This is a genomic window from Olsenella profusa F0195 (genome assembly GCF_000468755.1).
Classification (GTDB): domain Bacteria; phylum Actinomycetota; class Coriobacteriia; order Coriobacteriales; family Atopobiaceae; genus Olsenella_F; species Olsenella_F profusa.
Map to the genome: position 1 here is coordinate 140,515 of NZ_AWEZ01000043.1, position 16,661 is coordinate 157,175.

The following is a 16,661-nucleotide window of genomic DNA, read 5'->3' on the forward strand; positions in this document are numbered from 1 at the left end:
CTTGCCAATGTCGATGAGTTACTTGCCGAGGAGCTTGTCAAGCTGTGCAAAGATATGCTCGCAGTTGCCGATGCCATAATCGGCAGGAGGAATGACTCCCACGGGAATGGAGACGCTCTTGGTAACGTCATCCTTCTGGTAGCCCACTTGTGGACCCATGAGCAGAACGTCATAGTCCTGCCACTTGTCCTTGTAGGCACTGAGGCCCACGGCGGCGACCTCGAAGTCAATGCCCTTCGAGGCAGCATACTTCTCAAGCTTCTTCATGAGAATGCTGGTGGACATCCCGCCAGCGCACACAAGCAACACCTTCATCGTTCTCTTCTCTCTGAAATGAAATGCCTACTGGTCTTGTGCCGCGGCTTGTGCAGAGACCTGTGTCTTGAGCTCGTCAAGCTCCTTGTGGAGATCGATGAGTTCCTGGATGAGCTCACCGGCGAGCATCGAGGTCATCAGATGGTTCTGTGCGTGCACGAGCAGAACGTCAACGGGCGTATGGTCACCTTGCGCCTCCTTGGTCAGCAGCGCGGTCTGCTGATTGTGCGATTCGACGGATCCCTCGTTGAACTTGGCCATGAGTTCGTCAGCCATTTGGTAGTCCCCCTGCTTGGCCGCCTTCAGTGCCTGGAACGCATTGCTGCGGGCATCACCCGCCGTTGCGATGATCTGGAACGAGGTCATCACACTCTCCGAGTCCTCATAGTCCATTCCCGTCACCTCTTCGTCTGACATAGTCGTCACCCCCTCTCTTCCGTCTTCGTGACCCAATTCGCATGCACATCGATGCCGTGCTGCCCAAGCAACACGGAGAGGGTCTGCCAGGTCTGATCCGGATGAGCCGGCCCATGTCGTCCTCGCTCACGAAGAGCTCGGCAAGGACGCTAAACAGGGCGCCCGTCCCCTCCCCCTCACGGGGAAGAGAAATGAGAAAGACGGCCTGAACCATATGTCCAAAGCCGTCCCAGAGGATGGGCGCGTCGAGGATGCCGACGCACACGTGGACGTCATGGGAGGTCGGCCTCATGGGATGGGGCATGGCAACGCCATTGTCAAAGGACGTCACCGCAAGATCCTCGCGCCTCAGCACGAGGTCATGGAAGTCATCGTCCACCGGTACGCGCTCTGCCATACGGGCACAAAGGAAGTCAAGGACGTCCTCCTTCTGGGAAAAGGCCAGATGGGGGAAGAAGAGCGCCTGATCGAAGGCTCCCGAGGCGGACGCGATGGAACCCCTGGAACTCAACAGTCGCTCGAGATCCTCGAAGTCTCCGGGGGCGAGGAAGGTGCGCACCTCGCGCACGGGAACGGGAAGCGGGCGGCCGATGGGCACCGTGGTAAAGACGTAGTCGATGTCTCGGAAGTCCACCTTGTCAATACCCGCCACATTGCAATGGCGCACCACAGCGATGCTCTCGCCAAAGCGCTGACGTATCCTCAGCTCCAGGAGGCGGGCGCTGCCGATGCCGGTGGAGCACACAATCAGAACGTTCTTCTTGGAATGATGGGTATGACGCCGTTCGAGGGCCAACGCAAAGAGCAGGGCGATAAAGCCCGTCTCGTCATCGCTGAGCTTCTCCCCATATGCCTCAAGGAGCACCGAGGATGACTCAAGCGCCATGGCCCATGCGAGGGGAAAGCGCCGTTTGGTGTCCGCCAGCAGTGGGTTGTTCCCGCCCAGGTGGTATTGGAGGCGCACGGCGAGGGGCCCGACATGGCGCGCCAGGTTCATGTGCAGCTCCAGGTCATCGGAGAAGTCCACATGAAAGGTCTGGTTGATGAGGGACAGCATGTCATCCACGACGTTCCAGACCTTGTCCGGAATGGAGAGCGGAGAGCTGTCATCGGAAAACTCTGCGAGCACCTTCTTGCCCGCAAGGTGAATGGCGATGTAGGCGGTCTCCTCCTCCGGAAACTCCAGATGAAACGCCTGCTCGATGGCCTGCGAGATGGCCCTGGCAAGCACGTACTCATCACTCCGTTTGATGCGGTTGAGATGCGCTCGACAAGCCTCAGATCCGCCGAAACCGTGGCGCGGGACACATAGAGAATCTGAGCGAGGCTGTCGAGCGTCACACAGTCGTTGCGTGAGAGCAAGTCTGTCACCATGCGCCGCGCTCGCTCGGCGCTTGTGATGGAGGCACCGTAGAGCTGCGCACGCCTGATCGCCCATGAGGAGAGTGCCTCGCTGTCAATCACATGAACGAAGTAGCCCGCCTTGGGTGAAAGGTCGACGCTCGCAATGCCCGCAAGCGACTCGTTCAGGCGGCGCACACGACTCCGAATGGTGCGGGTGCTCACCTTGAAATGGCTGGCAAGCTCCTGCTGGCTCACGCCAGGGTGCGTGCGCACATAGACCACCAGATGAAAGAGCGCATCTGCCATGAATCTGACCCTCCCCATCAAGCATCATCATTCGTGGCCACACGTACTACCGCCAAGACATCTGCCAACAGGGCGGAAGAAAAACTGAACAATAGGGTGACGCATCTCCCCGTAAGGCAGCGGATACCCCGACGGATCGTTGCCATTAGCGGGTTCGTGCACATGAGCCGGATGTGCGGAATGCGTTGCCCAACGCGAGGCGCCTACGCGCTAGCGCGCCACCTCAAGCATCTCGCGCGCATGGGCCAGCGAGGCCTCCGTCTCATCGCCCGAGAGCATGCGGGCAACCTCGCGCACGCGCTCATCGCCGGAGATCTCGCGAATGGTCGTCTCGGGCACGTCGCCGGCAGTCTTGGACACCAGGTAGTGCCTGTCGCCCATGACGGCAACCTGTGCCACATGCGTGACCACGATCACCTGATGCGTTTGGGCAAGACGGGCGAGCACCTGGGCCAGGGCAACGGCCGCAGAGCCGCCCACGCCCGCATCCACCTCGTCAAAGACGAGGGTCTGCGCATCGTCCGCCGCACCCAGCACCACCTTGCAGGCAAGCATGACGCGGCTGATCTCGCCACCGGAGGCGATCCTTCTGAGGGGCCGCGCCGTAAGGCCAGCGGCGGGGCGATAGAGCAGCTCCACGGTGCTGGGCCCCTCCCTGCCCCATTGGGAACGGGGCCTGCACTCGAGGGAGACCTCGATCTGGGCGGTGCCCATCTCCAGGAGGGCGAGCTGCTCGTTGATGGCCTCGGCCAGTTTGGGGGCTGCCGCCGTGCGCGTCCTGTCGAGCGCGGCGGCCGCCTCGGACAGCGCAGCCTCGCAGCGCTCGAGCTCCTGCTGGGCATGGCGCAGCCGCTCACCCCCGTCGCGCGCGACACCGACGAGCTCGCGCGCCTCTGCCCGGCGCTCGAACACCTCCTGCATGCGTGGGCCATAGCTGCGCATGAGGCCCTGCAGCTGGCTCATGCGCAGCTGCATGGATGCCAGCGCCTCCTCGTCCACCTCGATGCCATCCTGGTAGCTCCGCAACTCGGAGGCCGTATCCTCAAGGTCTATGAGCGAGCTTTCCACCGCGTCCGCAAGCGCGGAGAGCGTCTGGTCGTAGGTTCCCACGTCGCGCAGGCCCTGCACCACGGCCGAGAGCATGTCCGTGACGCCCTCGTCGCCCGTGAGCGCGTCATGCGTGGTGGCTGCCGCGCGCAGCAGCGCCTCGGCATGCTCCGCCTTCGGCAGCCGCTCCTCCAGCTCCTCGTACTCGCCCTCCTGGGGGTGCACCTCATCTATGCGGTCGAGCACGAACTGCGCGTCCCCCACCTTGGAGTCCACCGCACGCCCCAGCTCCTGCAGGCGCGCGACCTCGGCGGCCGCCTCGCCCCTCGCCGCGAGCGCCTGAAGATACGTCTCCCGCACCATGCGCACGGACTCGCCCGCCCATCCGTCCAGCAGCTCGACATGCGTCTGCGTGCGCATGAGCCGCTGGTGCTCATGCTGGCCGCAGAGGTCGATGGACGAACCCACGCCCTGCGCCAGCTCGCGCACCGAGGCGACACGACCGTCCACATGGGCGCGGCCGCGCCCATCGGCTCCCACGGTACGGCTCACCACGCAGCCATCCGGATCGCCACCCTTGAGGTACAGCCTGCCCTCGACGGAGAGGCCCTCAGACCCCTCGCGTACGGCGGAAGAGTCCGCACGTTCGCCGGTGAGCAGCTTGATGGCTGAGAGCAGGGCGCTCTTGCCCGCTCCCGTCTCGCCCGTGAGCACCGTGAGGCCCTCCGCCGGTTTGATGGTGGCATCATGGATGAGCGCGACGTCCTGTACGTGAAGCTCGTCGATCATCGGCGCTGATCCCCGTAGAACACGCGCGAGACGCTCTGGTAGAAGCTGGTCGAGCTGCGGTCGAGCAGGATGATGTCGCCCGGGCCGCGGCGGATGGTCACCCGCTCCCCCACCATCCCCCCACCGAGGGGCTGCCCATCCGCAAAGAAGAGGCGCTCGACGTTGCGCTCCGGACTGATCGCGATCTCCACGACGTCTGAGGGCGCCGTGAGGAAGGCGCGCGCGCGGATGGAGTGCGGTGCCACGGGAACACAGATCATGCCATTGAACTGTGGCGTCACGATGGGGCCGCCCGCCGCGAGGGCATAGCCGGTCGAGCCCGTTGCCGTCGAGACCACAAAGCCATCGCCACGCAGGCGATCGATGTGGTTGCCCGAGACGGAGACGTCAAACTCGATCATGTCTCCACAGACGCCATGGGTGAGGTACAGGTCATTGAGGGCAAAGTGGTGCTCGATGACCTCGGAGCCATCGGATGCCGCGAAGTATGCCTCGACGTCGAGCGTGGCACGGTGAGAGATGTGCATCTCGCCCGCCAGCGCGGATGACACGGTCGCAAGCAGGTTGTCCGGCCCTCCTGACGTGAGAAAGCCCAGATGGCCATAGGAGAGCCCCAGCATGGGAATCTCCCGGTAGCCCACGATGCCCGCCGCGCGCAGCAACGTTCCATCCCCACCCAAGGAGACCACGAGATCGACGTCGTCCACCTCAATGGGCGCGTCGGAAAAGAGCTTCTTGTCAGGCACCCAGCGCACCTCGATGCCCTCGCGCTCGAGCCAGTGGGCCAGATGCACGGCGGCGTCCTTGGCATTCTCGCGCGAGTAGTTGGGAACAAGCAGTACCTTCATGGAGTCAGGCCCCTCCACCTGTAGACGCCCATCGATCACTCAGTCGAGTGTAGCATCCGCCGGGCCTGCCCCGTCAATGCCGCCGACTTCTCCCACCATCCACATCCTCGGCACGCCGCATCGCAGCGCGGAACCCTTCCTCGACGCGGTCCTCCTCATCGCGAATCCGCATGCGTTCCCGCCTGCCCGCCTCCAGTTCATCGGCCATCTGCTCGACCGACCGCATGACACCGTATCGCAGCTCATCGCTGTCCACGCCTGTCCTCTGGAGAAGTCCGGGCATCGCATGGTCGCACTCCTCAATGAATGCGAGGTTCTGATACGTGAGTGCCTGAAAGTCCTCCATGTGCTCCTTCCGAGCGGTGTCTCGTCTCGCAAGGACGTCCTCGCGACGCTCAAGCTCAAGGAGGCGCGCGTCACGCGTTGCCATGGCGGCCCTTTCCGCGGCAGTAAGATCGTCCCTTCCCCATGAGACAACGCTCATGTCGCCATCCCCCAATCCGTGTCATCCGTGGCAGAGGTTCCCCCGACATCCTCGGAAAAGCGCGAGCTCTGTGCATTGGCCTTCAGGTAGCCGCCCACAATGAGATCATCGATCACATGGTTGGCCCAAGCGTCAAGCGTGGCGCGCGTGAGTTCCGTCGCAGAGAGGAACTCGCTCGCTGGAATCCGATGGCGCCCCTCGTCGTCATCACGGAGGAATGTCATCTCTCGTACAAGCGCGCGGGTGTCAGACGAATAGGCCCAATTGATCTGGACGCAGTACCCCTTGCCATTGCCAGCCCGCAAGAAGCCGCTGTCGGCGTAGATGTCAATCTCATCGCCTCTCCACGAGGAACCGTGAAGAATGGTGAGGTACAGGCCCGAAGGCTCATAGAGCTCAGCTGTAAGGGGACTTTCCAAATCGCCGCCGGCATAGCTGTAGTCGGCCCGATCATCCGCAATGCTATCTACCCCACCTTCCTGTGCCTCGAAGTCGACAGGCACATTGACATGTCTCCTTCCTGGCATAGCGAGGCAGGGGACACAGCCTGGACCCTCAAGGAGGAGTTCGTCGTATACATTATGGATGGAGGTCTCATGTCCCACGACGAGCACGCCAGCAGCAGTGAACATGACACTGAGCACGATGACAAGAGCGCGTTTCCGGCGTGGCACTGTTCTTCCATCTTTCCCGCTCATCAGCATCCTTCTCCTGATGCGTGGACATGCCTTGCGGCACCATGGCCACGCATCTCACTATGGAAGGTCATTGTCACCGTCTCTGAGCGATTGGATGAAGCGCGAGGTGTCGGACAGATTGTCATAGCTCCCTATGATTTCGATTTCTTTATTCATGATCTCTTTCTTCTGTTCCTCCGTCTTCGTAGAGTAATCCTTGCTCATATCCTCACCGGAGATGCTCACTGGCTGCTTGACCAATGCGGCCATATCTCGCTGAGAGAGATTTGTGTACAACTGGTTGATGACATTCACATCTCCGCCATTATTATTCAGGAACTTATTGGCGCGAGTGTAGGTGCCATCCTGCAGGTCTATGTAATACTGCCTGGCTGCCGCCTGATAGGGGGAACCGTTCGTCCTCTTCTTGCGGGAGGGCATCTTCAAGTACGCACCCCGTCAGTCACACGGCTCTCCACACGCTGCATGGGCGTCGTATACCACGGTAGCCAGATCGAGCCCTACGTCTGTGCCCTCCCTGTCGCGCTCTCCCAGCAGCAGGAACTCGCGATTGCCCTTGTGGCCGCGGATGGGGCTGGGGCACGCGCCGCAGGGCGTGAGGCCGGCGGCGGCAAAGGCGCAGGCGACCTCCTCCAGCACGCGCAGCTGCACGGCGGGGTCGCTCACGACACCCCCCTCGCCCACCTCTGCACGCACCGCCTCGAACTGGGGCTTCACGAGCGCCAGGAAGGAGCCCCGCGCCGCCAAGAGCTCCATGACCGCGGGCAGGACCGTGCACACGGACGTGAACGACACGTCGCACACGGCAAGGTCGATGGTACCCGCACGCTCGGGTGTGGGCACCGCCGTGATGTTGGTGCGCTCGAGGAGCGTGACGCGCGCGTCCTGCCGAAGCGACCAGTCGAACTGCGCGTATCCCACATCCACGGCAAGCACCGAGGCGGCACCATGCTTGAGCAGGCAGTCCGTAAAGCCCCCTGTGGAACAGCCCACATCCAGGCAGCGAAGGCCCGCAGGGTCAACGTCGAGGGCGTCCAGGCCACGCTCCAGCTTGAGGCCGCCACGACTCACATAGGCGAGGCGGCCGCGCACGTGCAGGGGAAGTCCGGGCCTGACCCGCTCCCCCGCCGACGTGAGCCGCCGGTCCGTGGTGGAGATCTCGCCCGCAAGCACGGAGCGTAGGGCGTCATCCGTAGACGCGAAGAGACCCTGGGCGACAAGCTCCTCGTCGAGCCGACGCCTAGCCACGTTCATCCTGGGCCTGAGAGGCCGCCTCTGAGGGGGTCGCATCGTCAGCATCAGCCTCGGCATCCTCCTGCGCCTTGGCCGCCAGCTTGGCCCTCTCCTCTTCCGTGAAGTTGGTTGTGTCCACCAGCTCCACAGCCTTGGAACCAAGGGCTATGGCCTCGTCAAAGAGGTCAAGCGATCGCTCGAGCGAGGTGTCCTTGCTCCGGACGTCCGCAACGATCTCGTCCAGACGACCCGTGATATCATCGAAGGTGCGGTAGGCGGAGGTGTCGGGGCGTGCCATCGGCTATGCCTCCGCCACGTTCACGCCATCGGCGATCTGGGATGCCACGCGACCCAGCACGCCGTTCACGAAGCGCGAGGACTCGTCGGTGCCATAGGCCTTGGCCAGTTCGACGCACTCGTCGATGGTGACGGCCACGTCGACCTCGTCCACGTTCAGCATCTCGTAGAGCGCCATGCGCAGGAGGTTGCGATCGACCGACGGCATGCGCGACACACCCCAGTTCTCCGAGGTACGGCTCAGAATGCGGTCAAGCATCGGGCACAGAGCATCCGCCCCGAGCGCAAGCGCGCGGCCGTAGTCATCCAGCGGCCCGTCGGAGAGCGAGTAGTCGCCGGCAAGCACGTCCTCCACCGAGCGACCCGTCTGCTCCGCCTGAAACAGCAGTTGCAGTGCCTGGCTGCGCGCAAGCGTACGGCCATGGAAGATGCCGCGAGACACGCTTACTCCTTGGGGAAGACGAGCCCATCGATGCAGACGTCGACGACGTCCACATCGACGCCCACCTGCTCACGGATGGCGCGGGCGACGGCCTCGCGTACGACGGCGGCAAGCCTTGTGAAGGGATAGCCATAGAACACGGCAACATGCACCACGATGCGCAGCTGCCCATCCTCCACATAGGCCTCCACGGCCTCGTCCTGGGGCAGGCTGCGGTTGGTGAACACCGACACCAGGCTTGAGGCGATGTCGTTGCCGCCCACGTGCGCGACGCCCTCGACCTTCTCGGCCGCGGTCGAGACGATGATGGCAAGTACGCTCCTGGAGATGCCGATTCCAGCGATGAAGAGCTCCGCTTGGCTCATGACGATCCTTTCGATCCGACGCGCCGTGTCTGGCGCGCTGTGCATGTCCCCCTCAGTATAGGCAACCGACTCGCCCCGGCGCGCACAAAGGCCCGTGGGCAGTGCCCACGGGCCGCCAGCCACTGCGAGAGGAGGCTAGACGCGGCCGACGAACTTGCCATCGCGCGTGTCCACCTTGATCATCTCGCCCTGATTGAGGTATAGAGGCACCTGGATGGTCGCACCGGTCTCGATGGTGGCGGGCTTGGTGCCACCCTGGACGGTGTCGCCCTTGAAGCCAGGGTCGGTCTCGGTGATCTCCACCTCGACGAAGGTGGGGGGCTGCACGGCATACAGGACGTCGTTGGCATACTGCAGCAGGCAGGTGTCGTTCTCCTTGAGGAACTTCTCGTTGTCGCCCACAAGGCCCTTCTCCACGGGGATCTGCTCGTAGGTCTCGGTGTCCATGAACCAGTAGGCGTCACCGTCGTTGTAGAGGTACTGCATCTCGCGCGTCTGCATGTTGACGCTCTCGAACTTGGCGGACTGCTGGAAGTTCTCCTCGTTCACGCGACCGGTGCGGATGTCACGGTACTTGGTGCGCACGTAGGTGTTGCCCTTGCCAGGCTTGACGTGCTGGGCCTCCAGGATGACGCAATCCTTGCCCTTGATGTTGACGCCCAGGCCAACCTTGAGGTCGTTGATGCTCAGAGTTGCCACAAAACGCTCGCTTTCCTATCTGCCCGCACGCGGGCCAAACCAATCAACGACGTTGAGTATAGCCCACACGTCCTATCTGCGCGAAGTCTCCTTGAGGGCGCGCGGGACCATTCTCGCCAGACGGAACGGCTGGCCCCTCTGCCTCGATGGCCAAGGCATGGAGGTAAGAGCGGAAGATAGCAACGCGCGAACAGAGGGTACCATAAGGTAGAAAGAGTAAAGGGCGGATAACACACGCTGGGAGGCGGGGGCATTGGCACAGGGCATGACCGATGGGCATCTGGATACGCGGTACCTCGATAGCATCCCCCTCTTCGCGGCACTGCCGACGGAGACGCACACACGGCTCATGCGGGGCGCACACCAGAGCACCTACCCCCGCGGCTCTGTCATCGCCCACGAGGGGGATCCCATCGACGCGGTGCTCATCGTACGCGAGGGACGCATCAAGACCTTCCACGTCAACGTTGACGGGGAGGAACACGTGCTTGACGTGCTTCACGATGGGCAGGCCGTCTGGCATGGCCTCTTCCTGCCCGACCACACCTACCACTACTCTGTGGGCTGTCTCACACGCGTCTCGCTCTCCTCCATCCGCCGGCAGGAGTTCGAAGGCGCGCTGCTAGCACACCCTGAGGGAGCCCTCAAGCTCGTCCATATCCTGAGCGGCGAGCTGGATGCCGCCGAGGAGAAGCTCATGATGCTGGGCGTGCGCGACCCCAGGCAGCGGCTCGCGGACTATCTGCTACACCGGGACGCGCGATGCCTAGGAGGCGAGATCGACCTCAAGCTCGAGGACATCGCCCGTTCCATCAACCTCCGACCCGAGACCGTATCGCGCACGTTCACGAGCTTCGAGCACGATGGGCTGGTCGTGCGCCTGGGCAGGGGCAGGCTCAAGGTCCTCGACCACGCGGCGCTGAGAGACGTCTCGGCCTAGCCGTCCCCCTCTTCCTGAGTCGTATGCAATCTGTTCTGTGTCCCTTTTGAGTCGTTCGTATCTTTCGTCCGAGAAGTGTCTACGATGCTCTTTCAAGAATAGATGTACCTGCTATTTTTCAAAAGGGTCGAGAGAAAAAGTGCGCACGACTCACGTCGACCGGCTCAGGAAGTGCATACGACTCGCCCCTCCCCGCCAGCGTACGGATGCCGCTGGGAAAAAACCTTCCTACTTGATTTCAATCATAGAACGAACAGCGCATCCCCCATAAAGTCGGCATGGTAGGCAGGCCAGAGGAGAGTCAGATGCCACAGGGAAGGGTTCACTCATGCGAGTCGTTCGGCTCAGCCGATGGCCCGGGTGTGCGCTACCTCATCTTCCTGCAGGGCTGCGCCATGCGCTGCGCCTACTGCCACAACCCGGACACTTGGGATACAAACGCTGGTGAACTCAGGGGTGCCGACGAGCTCCTGGATGAGGCTGAGCGCTACCGCAGCTACTGGGGGGAGGACGGCGGCATCACCGTGAGTGGCGGCGAGCCCCTCCTGCAGATCGACTTCCTCGTTGAGCTGTTCCAGAAGGCCAGGGAGCGTGGCATCAACACTTGCATCGACACGGCACTTGCGCCCTTCACGCACGATCAACCCTTTCTGGGTGAGTTCGAGGAGCTCATGGGCCTCACCGACCTCCTGCTCTGCGACATCAAGCACATCGACCCCACGGAGCACCGGCACCTCACCGGCCACGACAACGCCAACATCCTGAACGGGCTGAGGTACCTCTCAAAGATCGGCAAGCCCGTCTGGATCCGCCATGTGCTGGTGCCAGGCATCACCGACAACGATGACTACCTCAGGCGCACCGCCGCCTTCATCCACACACTCTCCAACGTGGAGCGCATCGACGTGCTCCCCTATCACAGCCTGGGCGTCTTCAAGTGGGACGAGCTGGGCCTCACCTACACGCTGCGGGACGTCAAGCCGCCCACGGCAGAACGCGTGAACAATGCGCGAGAGATTCTCGACCAGCGGGTCGAGACGGTCGCGCCATAGAGCCACTACCCAAGGAGGTACCGAATGCACGAGGCATGGCAGGGTTTCAAGAGGGGTCACTGGACGAGGGACGTCAACGTCCGCGACTTCATCCAGCAGAACTACACGCCCTATGACGGCGATGCGAGCTTCCTCGCCGGGCCCACCGAGGCGACCGACCGCCTCTGGGGCAAGGTGCAGGAGCTCCAGGCCGCCGAGCGCGCCAAGGGCGGTGTGCTCGACTGCGAGACCGAGGTCGTCTCCGGTATCACCGCCTATGGGCCTGGCTACATCGATGACTCCATGAAGGACCTCGAGAAGGTCGTCGGACTCCAGACCGACCGACCCCTGAAGCGCGCCTTCATGCCCTATGGCGGCATCAAGATGGCGCAGCAGGCCGCCGAGAACTACGGTTACCATGTGAACGACCGGTTCGACCAGATCTTCAACGAGTATCACAAGACCCATAACCAGGCCGTCTTTGACGCCTACACCCCCGAGATGCGCGCTGCCCGCCACAGCCACGTGATCACGGGGCTGCCCGACACCTATGGTCGCGGTCGCATCGTGGGCGACTACCGTCGCGTGGCGCTCTACGGCATCGACTACCTGATCAGGGCAAAGCAGGAGGACCTTGCCAACTGCGGCGACGGCACCATGACCGACGACGTCATCCGCCAGCGCGAGGAGATCGCCGACCAGATCCGCGCCCTCGGGCAGATGAAGGAGATGGCCCAGGCCTATGGCTACGACATCTCCCAGCCCGCCACCTGCGCCCGCGAGGCCTTCCAGTGGCTCTACTTCGGCTACCTCGCCGCCATCAAGACACAGAACGGTGCCGCCATGTCCGTGGGGCGCATCTCCACCTTCCTGGACATCTACCTCGAGCGCGACCTTGCGGCAGGCACGCTCACCGAGACCGAGGCGCAGGAGCTCGTCGATCACCTGGTCCTCAAGTTCCGTATCGTCAAGTTCGCGCGCATCCCCTCCTACAACCAGCTCTTCTCCGGCGACCCCGTGTGGGCGACGCTCGAGGTGGCGGGCCTTGGCCAGGACGGCCGTCACATGGTGACCAAGAACGACTTCCGCTTCCTGCACACCCTCGAGGACATGGGGCCGGCCCCCGAGCCCAATCTCACCGTGCTCTACAGCCAGCGCCTGCCCGAGAGCTTCCGCCGCTATGCCGCCAGGATCTCCATCGACACGTCCTCGATCCAGTATGAGAACGACGACGTCATGCGTCCCATCTGGGGTGATGACTACAGCATCTGCTGCTGCGTCTCGGCCACCCAGACCGGCAAGGAGATGCAGTTCTTTGGGGCCCGCGCCAACCTGGCCAAGTGCCTCATCTATGCCATCAACGGCGGCAAGGACGCCAAGTTCCTGGACAAGCAGGGCAATCACATGCAGGTTGGCCCCGAGTACACCCCCATCACCTCGGAGTACCTCGACTACGACGAGGTCATGCACAAGTTCGATCTCATGATGGACTGGCTGGCGGGGCTCTATGTCAACATCCTCGACCTCATCCAGTACATGCACGACAAGTACTACTATGAGGCCGCCGAGATGGCCCTCATCGACACCGACGTGCGTCGCACCTTTGCCACGGGCATCGCCGGCTTCTCCCACGTGGTGGACTCGCTCTCGGCTATCAGGTACGCCAAGGTCAAGACCGTGCGCGACGAGAGCGGCCTGGTCGTGGACTACCAGGTGGAGGGGGACTTCCCTCGCTACGGCAACGATGACGACCGCGCCGACGACATCGCCGTGTGGCTGCTGCGCACCTTCATCACCAAGATCAAGAAGCACCACACCTATCGCGACTCCGAGGCCACGACCTCGATTCTCACCATCACGAGCAACGTGGTCTATGGCAAGGCGACGGGGGCCACGCCCGACGGGCGCGAGGCCTACACGCCCTTCGCCCCTGGCGCGAACCCCTCCTATGGGGCCGAGAGGAACGGTCTGCTCGCCTCGCTCAACTCCGTGGCCAAGCTGCCCTATGAGTACGCGCTCGATGGCATCTCCAACACGCAGACCATCAACCCCGGCGCCCTAGGCACCGATGAGGACCAGCGTGTGGGAAACCTCGTGAGCGTCATGGATGGCTACTTTGCCAACGGTGCGCACCACCTCAACGTGAACGTCTTTGGCGTGGAGAAGCTCCGGGATGCCATGGAGCACCCCGAGAAGCCCGAGTACGCCAACTTCACCATCCGCGTCTCCGGCTATGCCGTGAAGTTCATCGACCTCACGCGTGAGCAGCAGCTCGACGTCATCGCCCGCACCTGCCACGACCACATGTAGGGCCCTGTGGGGGGCTCGACCAGTCCCATCGGCCGGCCTCCTGCGAAAAACCGCCGTAACGACCCGCCTTCCGTGCGATGCATCGCGTGGGGGGCGGGTCGTCCATCCCCAGATGCGCGGCGCCAAGCGCGCCAGTGGTGACAGAGGGCTTACAACCAACAGGGCAAGGAGCGTTTGGCACGTTTGGGCCCCAAGTGCGTGCCGATGGGTCGGAATGGCCGCACCAGATGTGCCCCACGACGCCTTCAACGCACTCACTGCACCCAGGAAGGGCACGAATCATGCGTTCGGCGCCCGGGAACGACCGAAGGCAGCACGCACTTGGGCCCTAAACGTGCCCAAGGACGCAGAAAGCGTCCTGACGACATTGACGCGTCCGTAGAAACCGCCGAAATCTTTCCGCTGGAGGCCTTCAAAATTCCAGTCAATGCCCCAGACTGGATGCGGCGACGTTGACCGACCGGTCAACGACTCTGGCGAGAGGGGTTCTCATGGACGACTTCGACGGCTCGATCCTCCCCGGCGAGGACAACGCCTTCCGTCGCCTGCCCGAGGAGCGGCGTGACGCCATCGCGCGGGCGTCCATCGAGGCGTTCGGGCGCAACGACTACAAGAGCGCGTCCACGGACGACATCGCACGCTCGGCAGGCATCTCCAAGGGTCTGCTGTTCTTCTATTGCAAGAGCAAGCGCCAGCTGTATCTGCGCACCATGGAGTACCTCTACGACAGGGCGGTGGAGGTCGCCGTGGACGACGGCCTCTGGAGGATCGACGACTTCTTCGAGCTCATGGAGTATGCCGCCACCAAGAAGATGGCCCTGATGGAAAGGTTCCCGTGGGCGCTCGCGTTCAGCATCCGCGCCTTCTACCCCGAGCATCGCGACGTCAAGGACACCATGGACCGCTGGACGCAGCGGCAGACTGACGCGATGTTCGAGCGCTTCTTCAAGAACGTGGACTGGGGACGGTTCCGCGACGACGTGGATCCACGTCACGTGCTGGACATGATCATCTGGCTGGCCGACGGCTGGATGCACCAGCGACGGGCCGCCCGCGAGGCCATAGACCTCGACGCCCTCATGGCCGAGTTCCTGTCGTGGTGCGACATGCTGCGGACCTGGGCCTACAAACCGGAGTACGCAGGCAGGGAAGGCAGGCCGAATGGCAAGGAGGTGCGATCATGACCCGCAGCGGCATCGTCACGGCACGAGGGCTGACCAAGGACTACGGGCAGGGGCGTGGCATATTCGACGTGTCGTTCGCCGTGGAGGAGGGCGAGGTCTTAGGCTTTCTGGGAAGCAACGGCGCGGGCAAGACCGTGACCATGCGCCACCTCATGGGCTTCGTCAGGCCACAGGCGGGTGTCGCACGCATCTTCGGTCTCGACTGCTTTGCCGAGCAGGCCGCCATACAGGGGCGCCTGGGGTACCTCCCGGGCGAGACCGCCGTGCCCGAGGACATGACCGGCATAGCGTTTTTGGAATACATGGCGCGTCTGCGGCGTCTGCGCGACCACACGCGCATGCACGAGCTCATCGAGCGCTTCGAGCTCGACCCCAAGGCCCGCGTCCGCAGGATGTCGAAGGGCACCAGGCAGAAGGTGGGACTGGTGTGCGCGTTCATGGGACGGCCCGATGTCCTGCTCCTGGACGAGCCCACCAGCGGCTTCGACCCCCTGATGCAGGGGCGCTTCGTGGAGCTGGTGCGACAGGAGCGCGATCGGGGTGCCACGGTCTTTCTGTCATCGCACATCTTCGAGGAGGTCGAGCGCACCTGCGACAGGGTTGCCTTCATCCGCGCCGGCCGCCTGGTGTCCACGGAGCGCATGGGGGACGTACGCGCATCGCGGCGACATGCGTTCAGGGTGACGTTTCCCTCGGCGGACGAGCGAGCCCGCTACCAGAGGGCCTGCACGCTGAGGGGCGTCAAGGTCCATGTGTTGAGCGAGCACGACGTGGAGGTCTGGGCAGGTGCGGACGTCGACGCCTTCGTCAAGGAACTGGCCGGCTTTCGGGTGGAGGGCCTCGCCTCCCGCGAGCAGACACTGGAGGAGATGTTCCTTCACTTCTATGGAAAGGACGCGGCAGGGGAAGGGGACGTCGGATGAGCATCGCACTGTACCTGAGGGAGCTGCGCAGGGGCGCGTTTCCGACCTTCGTGATCGGCGCCATACTCGCCCTGTACATCGTGTCCGTGGTCCACATGTACGATCCCGCGATCGCCAGGAACCTCGGCACCATCGTGGACACCATGCCGGACGTGTTCGCCGCCTTCGGGATGTCCAACGCCGCGACCACCATGACGGTCTTTTTGGTGAACTACCTGTACGGCTTCCTGCTCACATGGGTGCCGCTGCTGCTGGTCATGATGACGGTCAACCGCATGGTCGTGCGGCCCGTCGAGGACGGCTCCCTGTCCTACCTGCTGTCCACCCCCACAAGCCGCCTGCGCATTGCGGCCACCTTTGTGGCGATCCTGCTGACGGTCCTCGCCATGACGATGGCGCTGATCGTTGTCGTCCAGGTTGTCTGCTCCGAGTCCCAGTTCCCCGGCGAGCTGGACCGTGCGGGACTTCTGCGCGCGAGCGTTGGGCTGCTCTGCCTGTGGGTGTTCATGGCCGGCCTCTGCTTTGCCTCTGCCTGCTGCTTCCGCGACGCGCGGGTGGCGCTGTGGGCGGGCGGCGGCGCCTTCCTCCTGATGCTCCTGGCGAAGATGGTGTCACAGGTGGGCAAGGGCCTGGAGCTCCTCCAGGACGCGAACCCCATAGGGCTCTTCGACCCCTATGAGTTGGTGGCGGCGTCCGGTGACGCGGCCTGGCACGCCGCGGTCCTGGCCGTGGCAGGCGTGGCCCTCCTCGCGGTGGGCGTGGCCGTGTTCTGCAGGCGGGACTTCGACGTATAGCGCAACCAGCATGCCAAGAAAGCTGGCGCGACGTGCCTTCCACCGCCGCGCGCCCCCTCCCCGTCCTGCCGCGCATCGCGCCTAAAGCCCTGCCCTCCTTCGACATGTGCGGGCCCGTCCGCAGTGCCAGGGGCTTCTCGCGCCTGCGGCACAAGTATGGGATGCCCGACCGTCAGTGATCCCAAGAGCCACCCG

Annotated in this window: 19 protein-coding genes and 1 pseudogene; 6 read left to right on the forward strand and 14 right to left on the reverse strand. The window is 63.5% G+C overall.

Features of this window, described 5'->3' with window-relative positions; all coding sequences use genetic code 11:
* Positions 1–18: 18 nt before the first annotated feature.
* The 14 genes and pseudogenes from HMPREF1316_RS05175 to efp form a co-directional block, all read right to left on the reverse strand.
* Positions 19–315: a PTS sugar transporter subunit IIB gene (locus HMPREF1316_RS05175; protein WP_021725779.1), complete on the reverse strand. Its 297-nt coding sequence runs from the start codon at positions 313–315 to the stop codon at positions 19–21.
* Between the two features lie 27 nt (positions 316–342).
* The gene (locus HMPREF1316_RS05180) at positions 343–732 is read right to left on the reverse strand and encodes a PTS lactose/cellobiose transporter subunit IIA (protein ID WP_021725821.1); all 390 of its coding nucleotides are present in this window, start codon (positions 730–732) and stop codon (positions 343–345) included.
* Complete coding sequence (locus HMPREF1316_RS05185; protein ID WP_021725790.1) at positions 698–2,170, reverse strand: BglG family transcription antiterminator; 1,473 nt, start codon at positions 2,168–2,170, stop codon at positions 698–700. Before HMPREF1316_RS05185 ends, HMPREF1316_RS05180 begins: the two co-directional genes overlap by 35 nt.
* Positions 2,171–2,217: 47 nt before the next feature.
* Positions 2,218–2,400, reverse strand: a pseudogene (locus HMPREF1316_RS15030) (helix-turn-helix domain-containing protein); the annotation flags it as partial.
* Between the two features lie 192 nt (positions 2,401–2,592).
* Positions 2,593–4,218, reverse strand: coding sequence for a DNA repair protein RecN (recN, locus tag HMPREF1316_RS05190; RefSeq protein ID WP_021725870.1), 1,626 nt, complete (start codon positions 4,216–4,218; stop codon positions 2,593–2,595).
* A complete protein-coding gene (locus tag HMPREF1316_RS05195) occupies positions 4,215–5,066 on the reverse strand; it encodes an NAD(+)/NADH kinase (protein WP_021725763.1) in 852 nt (283 codons plus the stop codon). Before HMPREF1316_RS05195 ends, recN begins: the two co-directional genes overlap by 4 nt.
* Before the next feature lie 73 nt (positions 5,067–5,139).
* Positions 5,140–5,550, reverse strand: a complete 411-nt coding sequence (locus tag HMPREF1316_RS05200) for a hypothetical protein (protein ID WP_198009592.1) — start codon at positions 5,548–5,550, stop codon at positions 5,140–5,142.
* Positions 5,547–6,254, reverse strand: coding sequence for a hypothetical protein (locus HMPREF1316_RS05205; RefSeq protein WP_021725912.1), 708 nt, complete (start codon positions 6,252–6,254; stop codon positions 5,547–5,549). Before HMPREF1316_RS05205 ends, HMPREF1316_RS05200 begins: the two co-directional genes overlap by 4 nt.
* Positions 6,255–6,305: 51 nt before the next feature.
* On the reverse strand, positions 6,306–6,668 hold the full coding sequence (locus HMPREF1316_RS05210; protein WP_040651442.1) for a hypothetical protein: 363 nt from the start codon (positions 6,666–6,668) through the stop codon (positions 6,306–6,308).
* Between the two features lie 18 nt (positions 6,669–6,686).
* A complete protein-coding gene (locus HMPREF1316_RS05215) occupies positions 6,687–7,502 on the reverse strand; it encodes a TlyA family RNA methyltransferase (RefSeq protein ID WP_040651444.1) in 816 nt (271 codons plus the stop codon).
* The gene (locus HMPREF1316_RS05220; protein WP_021725910.1) at positions 7,489–7,779 is read right to left on the reverse strand and encodes an exodeoxyribonuclease VII small subunit; all 291 of its coding nucleotides are present in this window, start codon (positions 7,777–7,779) and stop codon (positions 7,489–7,491) included. The genes HMPREF1316_RS05215 and HMPREF1316_RS05220 overlap by 14 nt, the downstream gene beginning before the upstream one ends.
* Before the next feature lie 3 nt (positions 7,780–7,782).
* The gene (nusB, locus tag HMPREF1316_RS05225) at positions 7,783–8,220 is read right to left on the reverse strand and encodes a transcription antitermination factor NusB (RefSeq protein WP_021725866.1); all 438 of its coding nucleotides are present in this window, start codon (positions 8,218–8,220) and stop codon (positions 7,783–7,785) included.
* A 2-nt stretch (positions 8,221–8,222) separates the two neighbouring features.
* Positions 8,223–8,585: an Asp23/Gls24 family envelope stress response protein gene (locus HMPREF1316_RS05230; protein ID WP_040651515.1), complete on the reverse strand. Its 363-nt coding sequence runs from the start codon at positions 8,583–8,585 to the stop codon at positions 8,223–8,225.
* 135 nt (positions 8,586–8,720) lie between these two features.
* On the reverse strand, positions 8,721–9,284 hold the full coding sequence (gene efp, locus HMPREF1316_RS05235) for an elongation factor P (protein ID WP_021725885.1): 564 nt from the start codon (positions 9,282–9,284) through the stop codon (positions 8,721–8,723).
* A 253-nt stretch (positions 9,285–9,537) separates the two neighbouring features.
* On the opposite strand from efp, the gene HMPREF1316_RS05240 reads away from it, so the two are divergent.
* The 6 genes from HMPREF1316_RS05240 (at position 9,538) to HMPREF1316_RS05265 (ending at position 16,466) form a co-directional block, all read left to right on the forward strand.
* A complete protein-coding gene (locus HMPREF1316_RS05240) occupies positions 9,538–10,224 on the forward strand; it encodes a Crp/Fnr family transcriptional regulator (protein ID WP_021725801.1) in 687 nt (228 codons plus the stop codon).
* A 305-nt stretch (positions 10,225–10,529) separates the two neighbouring features.
* Positions 10,530–11,276 (forward strand): pyruvate formate-lyase-activating protein, encoded by a 747-nt coding sequence (pflA, locus tag HMPREF1316_RS05245; RefSeq protein WP_021725907.1) that lies wholly within the window; start codon positions 10,530–10,532, stop codon positions 11,274–11,276.
* Between the two features lie 24 nt (positions 11,277–11,300).
* On the forward strand, positions 11,301–13,565 hold the full coding sequence (gene pflB / locus HMPREF1316_RS05250; protein WP_021725783.1) for a formate C-acetyltransferase: 2,265 nt from the start codon (positions 11,301–11,303) through the stop codon (positions 13,563–13,565).
* A gap of 491 nt (positions 13,566–14,056) precedes the next feature.
* A complete protein-coding gene (locus HMPREF1316_RS05255) occupies positions 14,057–14,749 on the forward strand; it encodes a TetR/AcrR family transcriptional regulator (RefSeq protein ID WP_021725805.1) in 693 nt (230 codons plus the stop codon).
* Positions 14,746–15,672 carry an ABC transporter ATP-binding protein gene (locus tag HMPREF1316_RS05260; protein ID WP_021725803.1) on the forward strand — a complete coding sequence of 309 codons (927 nt, stop codon included), beginning with the start codon at positions 14,746–14,748 and terminating at the stop codon, positions 15,670–15,672. Before HMPREF1316_RS05255 ends, HMPREF1316_RS05260 begins: the two co-directional genes overlap by 4 nt.
* Complete coding sequence (locus HMPREF1316_RS05265; protein WP_021725940.1) at positions 15,669–16,466, forward strand: ABC-2 family transporter protein; 798 nt, start codon at positions 15,669–15,671, stop codon at positions 16,464–16,466. The genes HMPREF1316_RS05260 and HMPREF1316_RS05265 overlap by 4 nt, the downstream gene beginning before the upstream one ends.
* The last annotated feature ends 195 nt before the right edge of the window (positions 16,467–16,661 follow it).

Bases quoted from the DNA above. Each gene is read 5' to 3' on its own strand.
- HMPREF1316_RS05180 (WP_021725821.1), bottom strand. From the start codon at position 732: ATGTCAGACGAAGAGGTGACGGGAATGGACTATGAGGACTCGGAGAGT.
- HMPREF1316_RS05230 (WP_040651515.1), bottom strand. From the start codon at position 8,585: ATGAGCCAAGCGGAGCTCTTCATCGCTGGAATCGGCATCTCCAGGAGC.
- pflA (WP_021725907.1), top strand. From the start codon at position 10,530: ATGCCACAGGGAAGGGTTCACTCATGCGAGTCGTTCGGCTCAGCCGAT.
- HMPREF1316_RS05215 (WP_040651444.1), bottom strand. From the start codon at position 7,502: ATGAACGTGGCTAGGCGTCGGCTCGACGAGGAGCTTGTCGCCCAGGGT.
- HMPREF1316_RS05185 (WP_021725790.1), bottom strand. From the start codon at position 2,170: ATGGGCGATCAGGCGTGCGCAGCTCTACGGTGCCTCCATCACAAGCGC.
- HMPREF1316_RS05175 (WP_021725779.1), bottom strand. From the start codon at position 315: ATGAAGGTGTTGCTTGTGTGCGCTGGCGGGATGTCCACCAGCATTCTC.
- HMPREF1316_RS05255 (WP_021725805.1), top strand. From the start codon at position 14,057: ATGGACGACTTCGACGGCTCGATCCTCCCCGGCGAGGACAACGCCTTC.
- HMPREF1316_RS05265 (WP_021725940.1), top strand. From the start codon at position 15,669: ATGAGCATCGCACTGTACCTGAGGGAGCTGCGCAGGGGCGCGTTTCCG.
- HMPREF1316_RS05205 (WP_021725912.1), bottom strand. From the start codon at position 6,254: ATGCTGATGAGCGGGAAAGATGGAAGAACAGTGCCACGCCGGAAACGC.
- HMPREF1316_RS05195 (WP_021725763.1), bottom strand. From the start codon at position 5,066: ATGAAGGTACTGCTTGTTCCCAACTACTCGCGCGAGAATGCCAAGGAC.
- pflB (WP_021725783.1), top strand. From the start codon at position 11,301: ATGCACGAGGCATGGCAGGGTTTCAAGAGGGGTCACTGGACGAGGGAC.
- HMPREF1316_RS05200 (WP_198009592.1), bottom strand. From the start codon at position 5,550: ATGAGCGTTGTCTCATGGGGAAGGGACGATCTTACTGCCGCGGAAAGG.
- HMPREF1316_RS05220 (WP_021725910.1), bottom strand. From the start codon at position 7,779: ATGGCACGCCCCGACACCTCCGCCTACCGCACCTTCGATGATATCACG.
- recN (WP_021725870.1), bottom strand. From the start codon at position 4,218: ATGATCGACGAGCTTCACGTACAGGACGTCGCGCTCATCCATGATGCC.
- HMPREF1316_RS05210 (WP_040651442.1), bottom strand. From the start codon at position 6,668: ATGCCCTCCCGCAAGAAGAGGACGAACGGTTCCCCCTATCAGGCGGCA.
- HMPREF1316_RS05260 (WP_021725803.1), top strand. From the start codon at position 14,746: ATGACCCGCAGCGGCATCGTCACGGCACGAGGGCTGACCAAGGACTAC.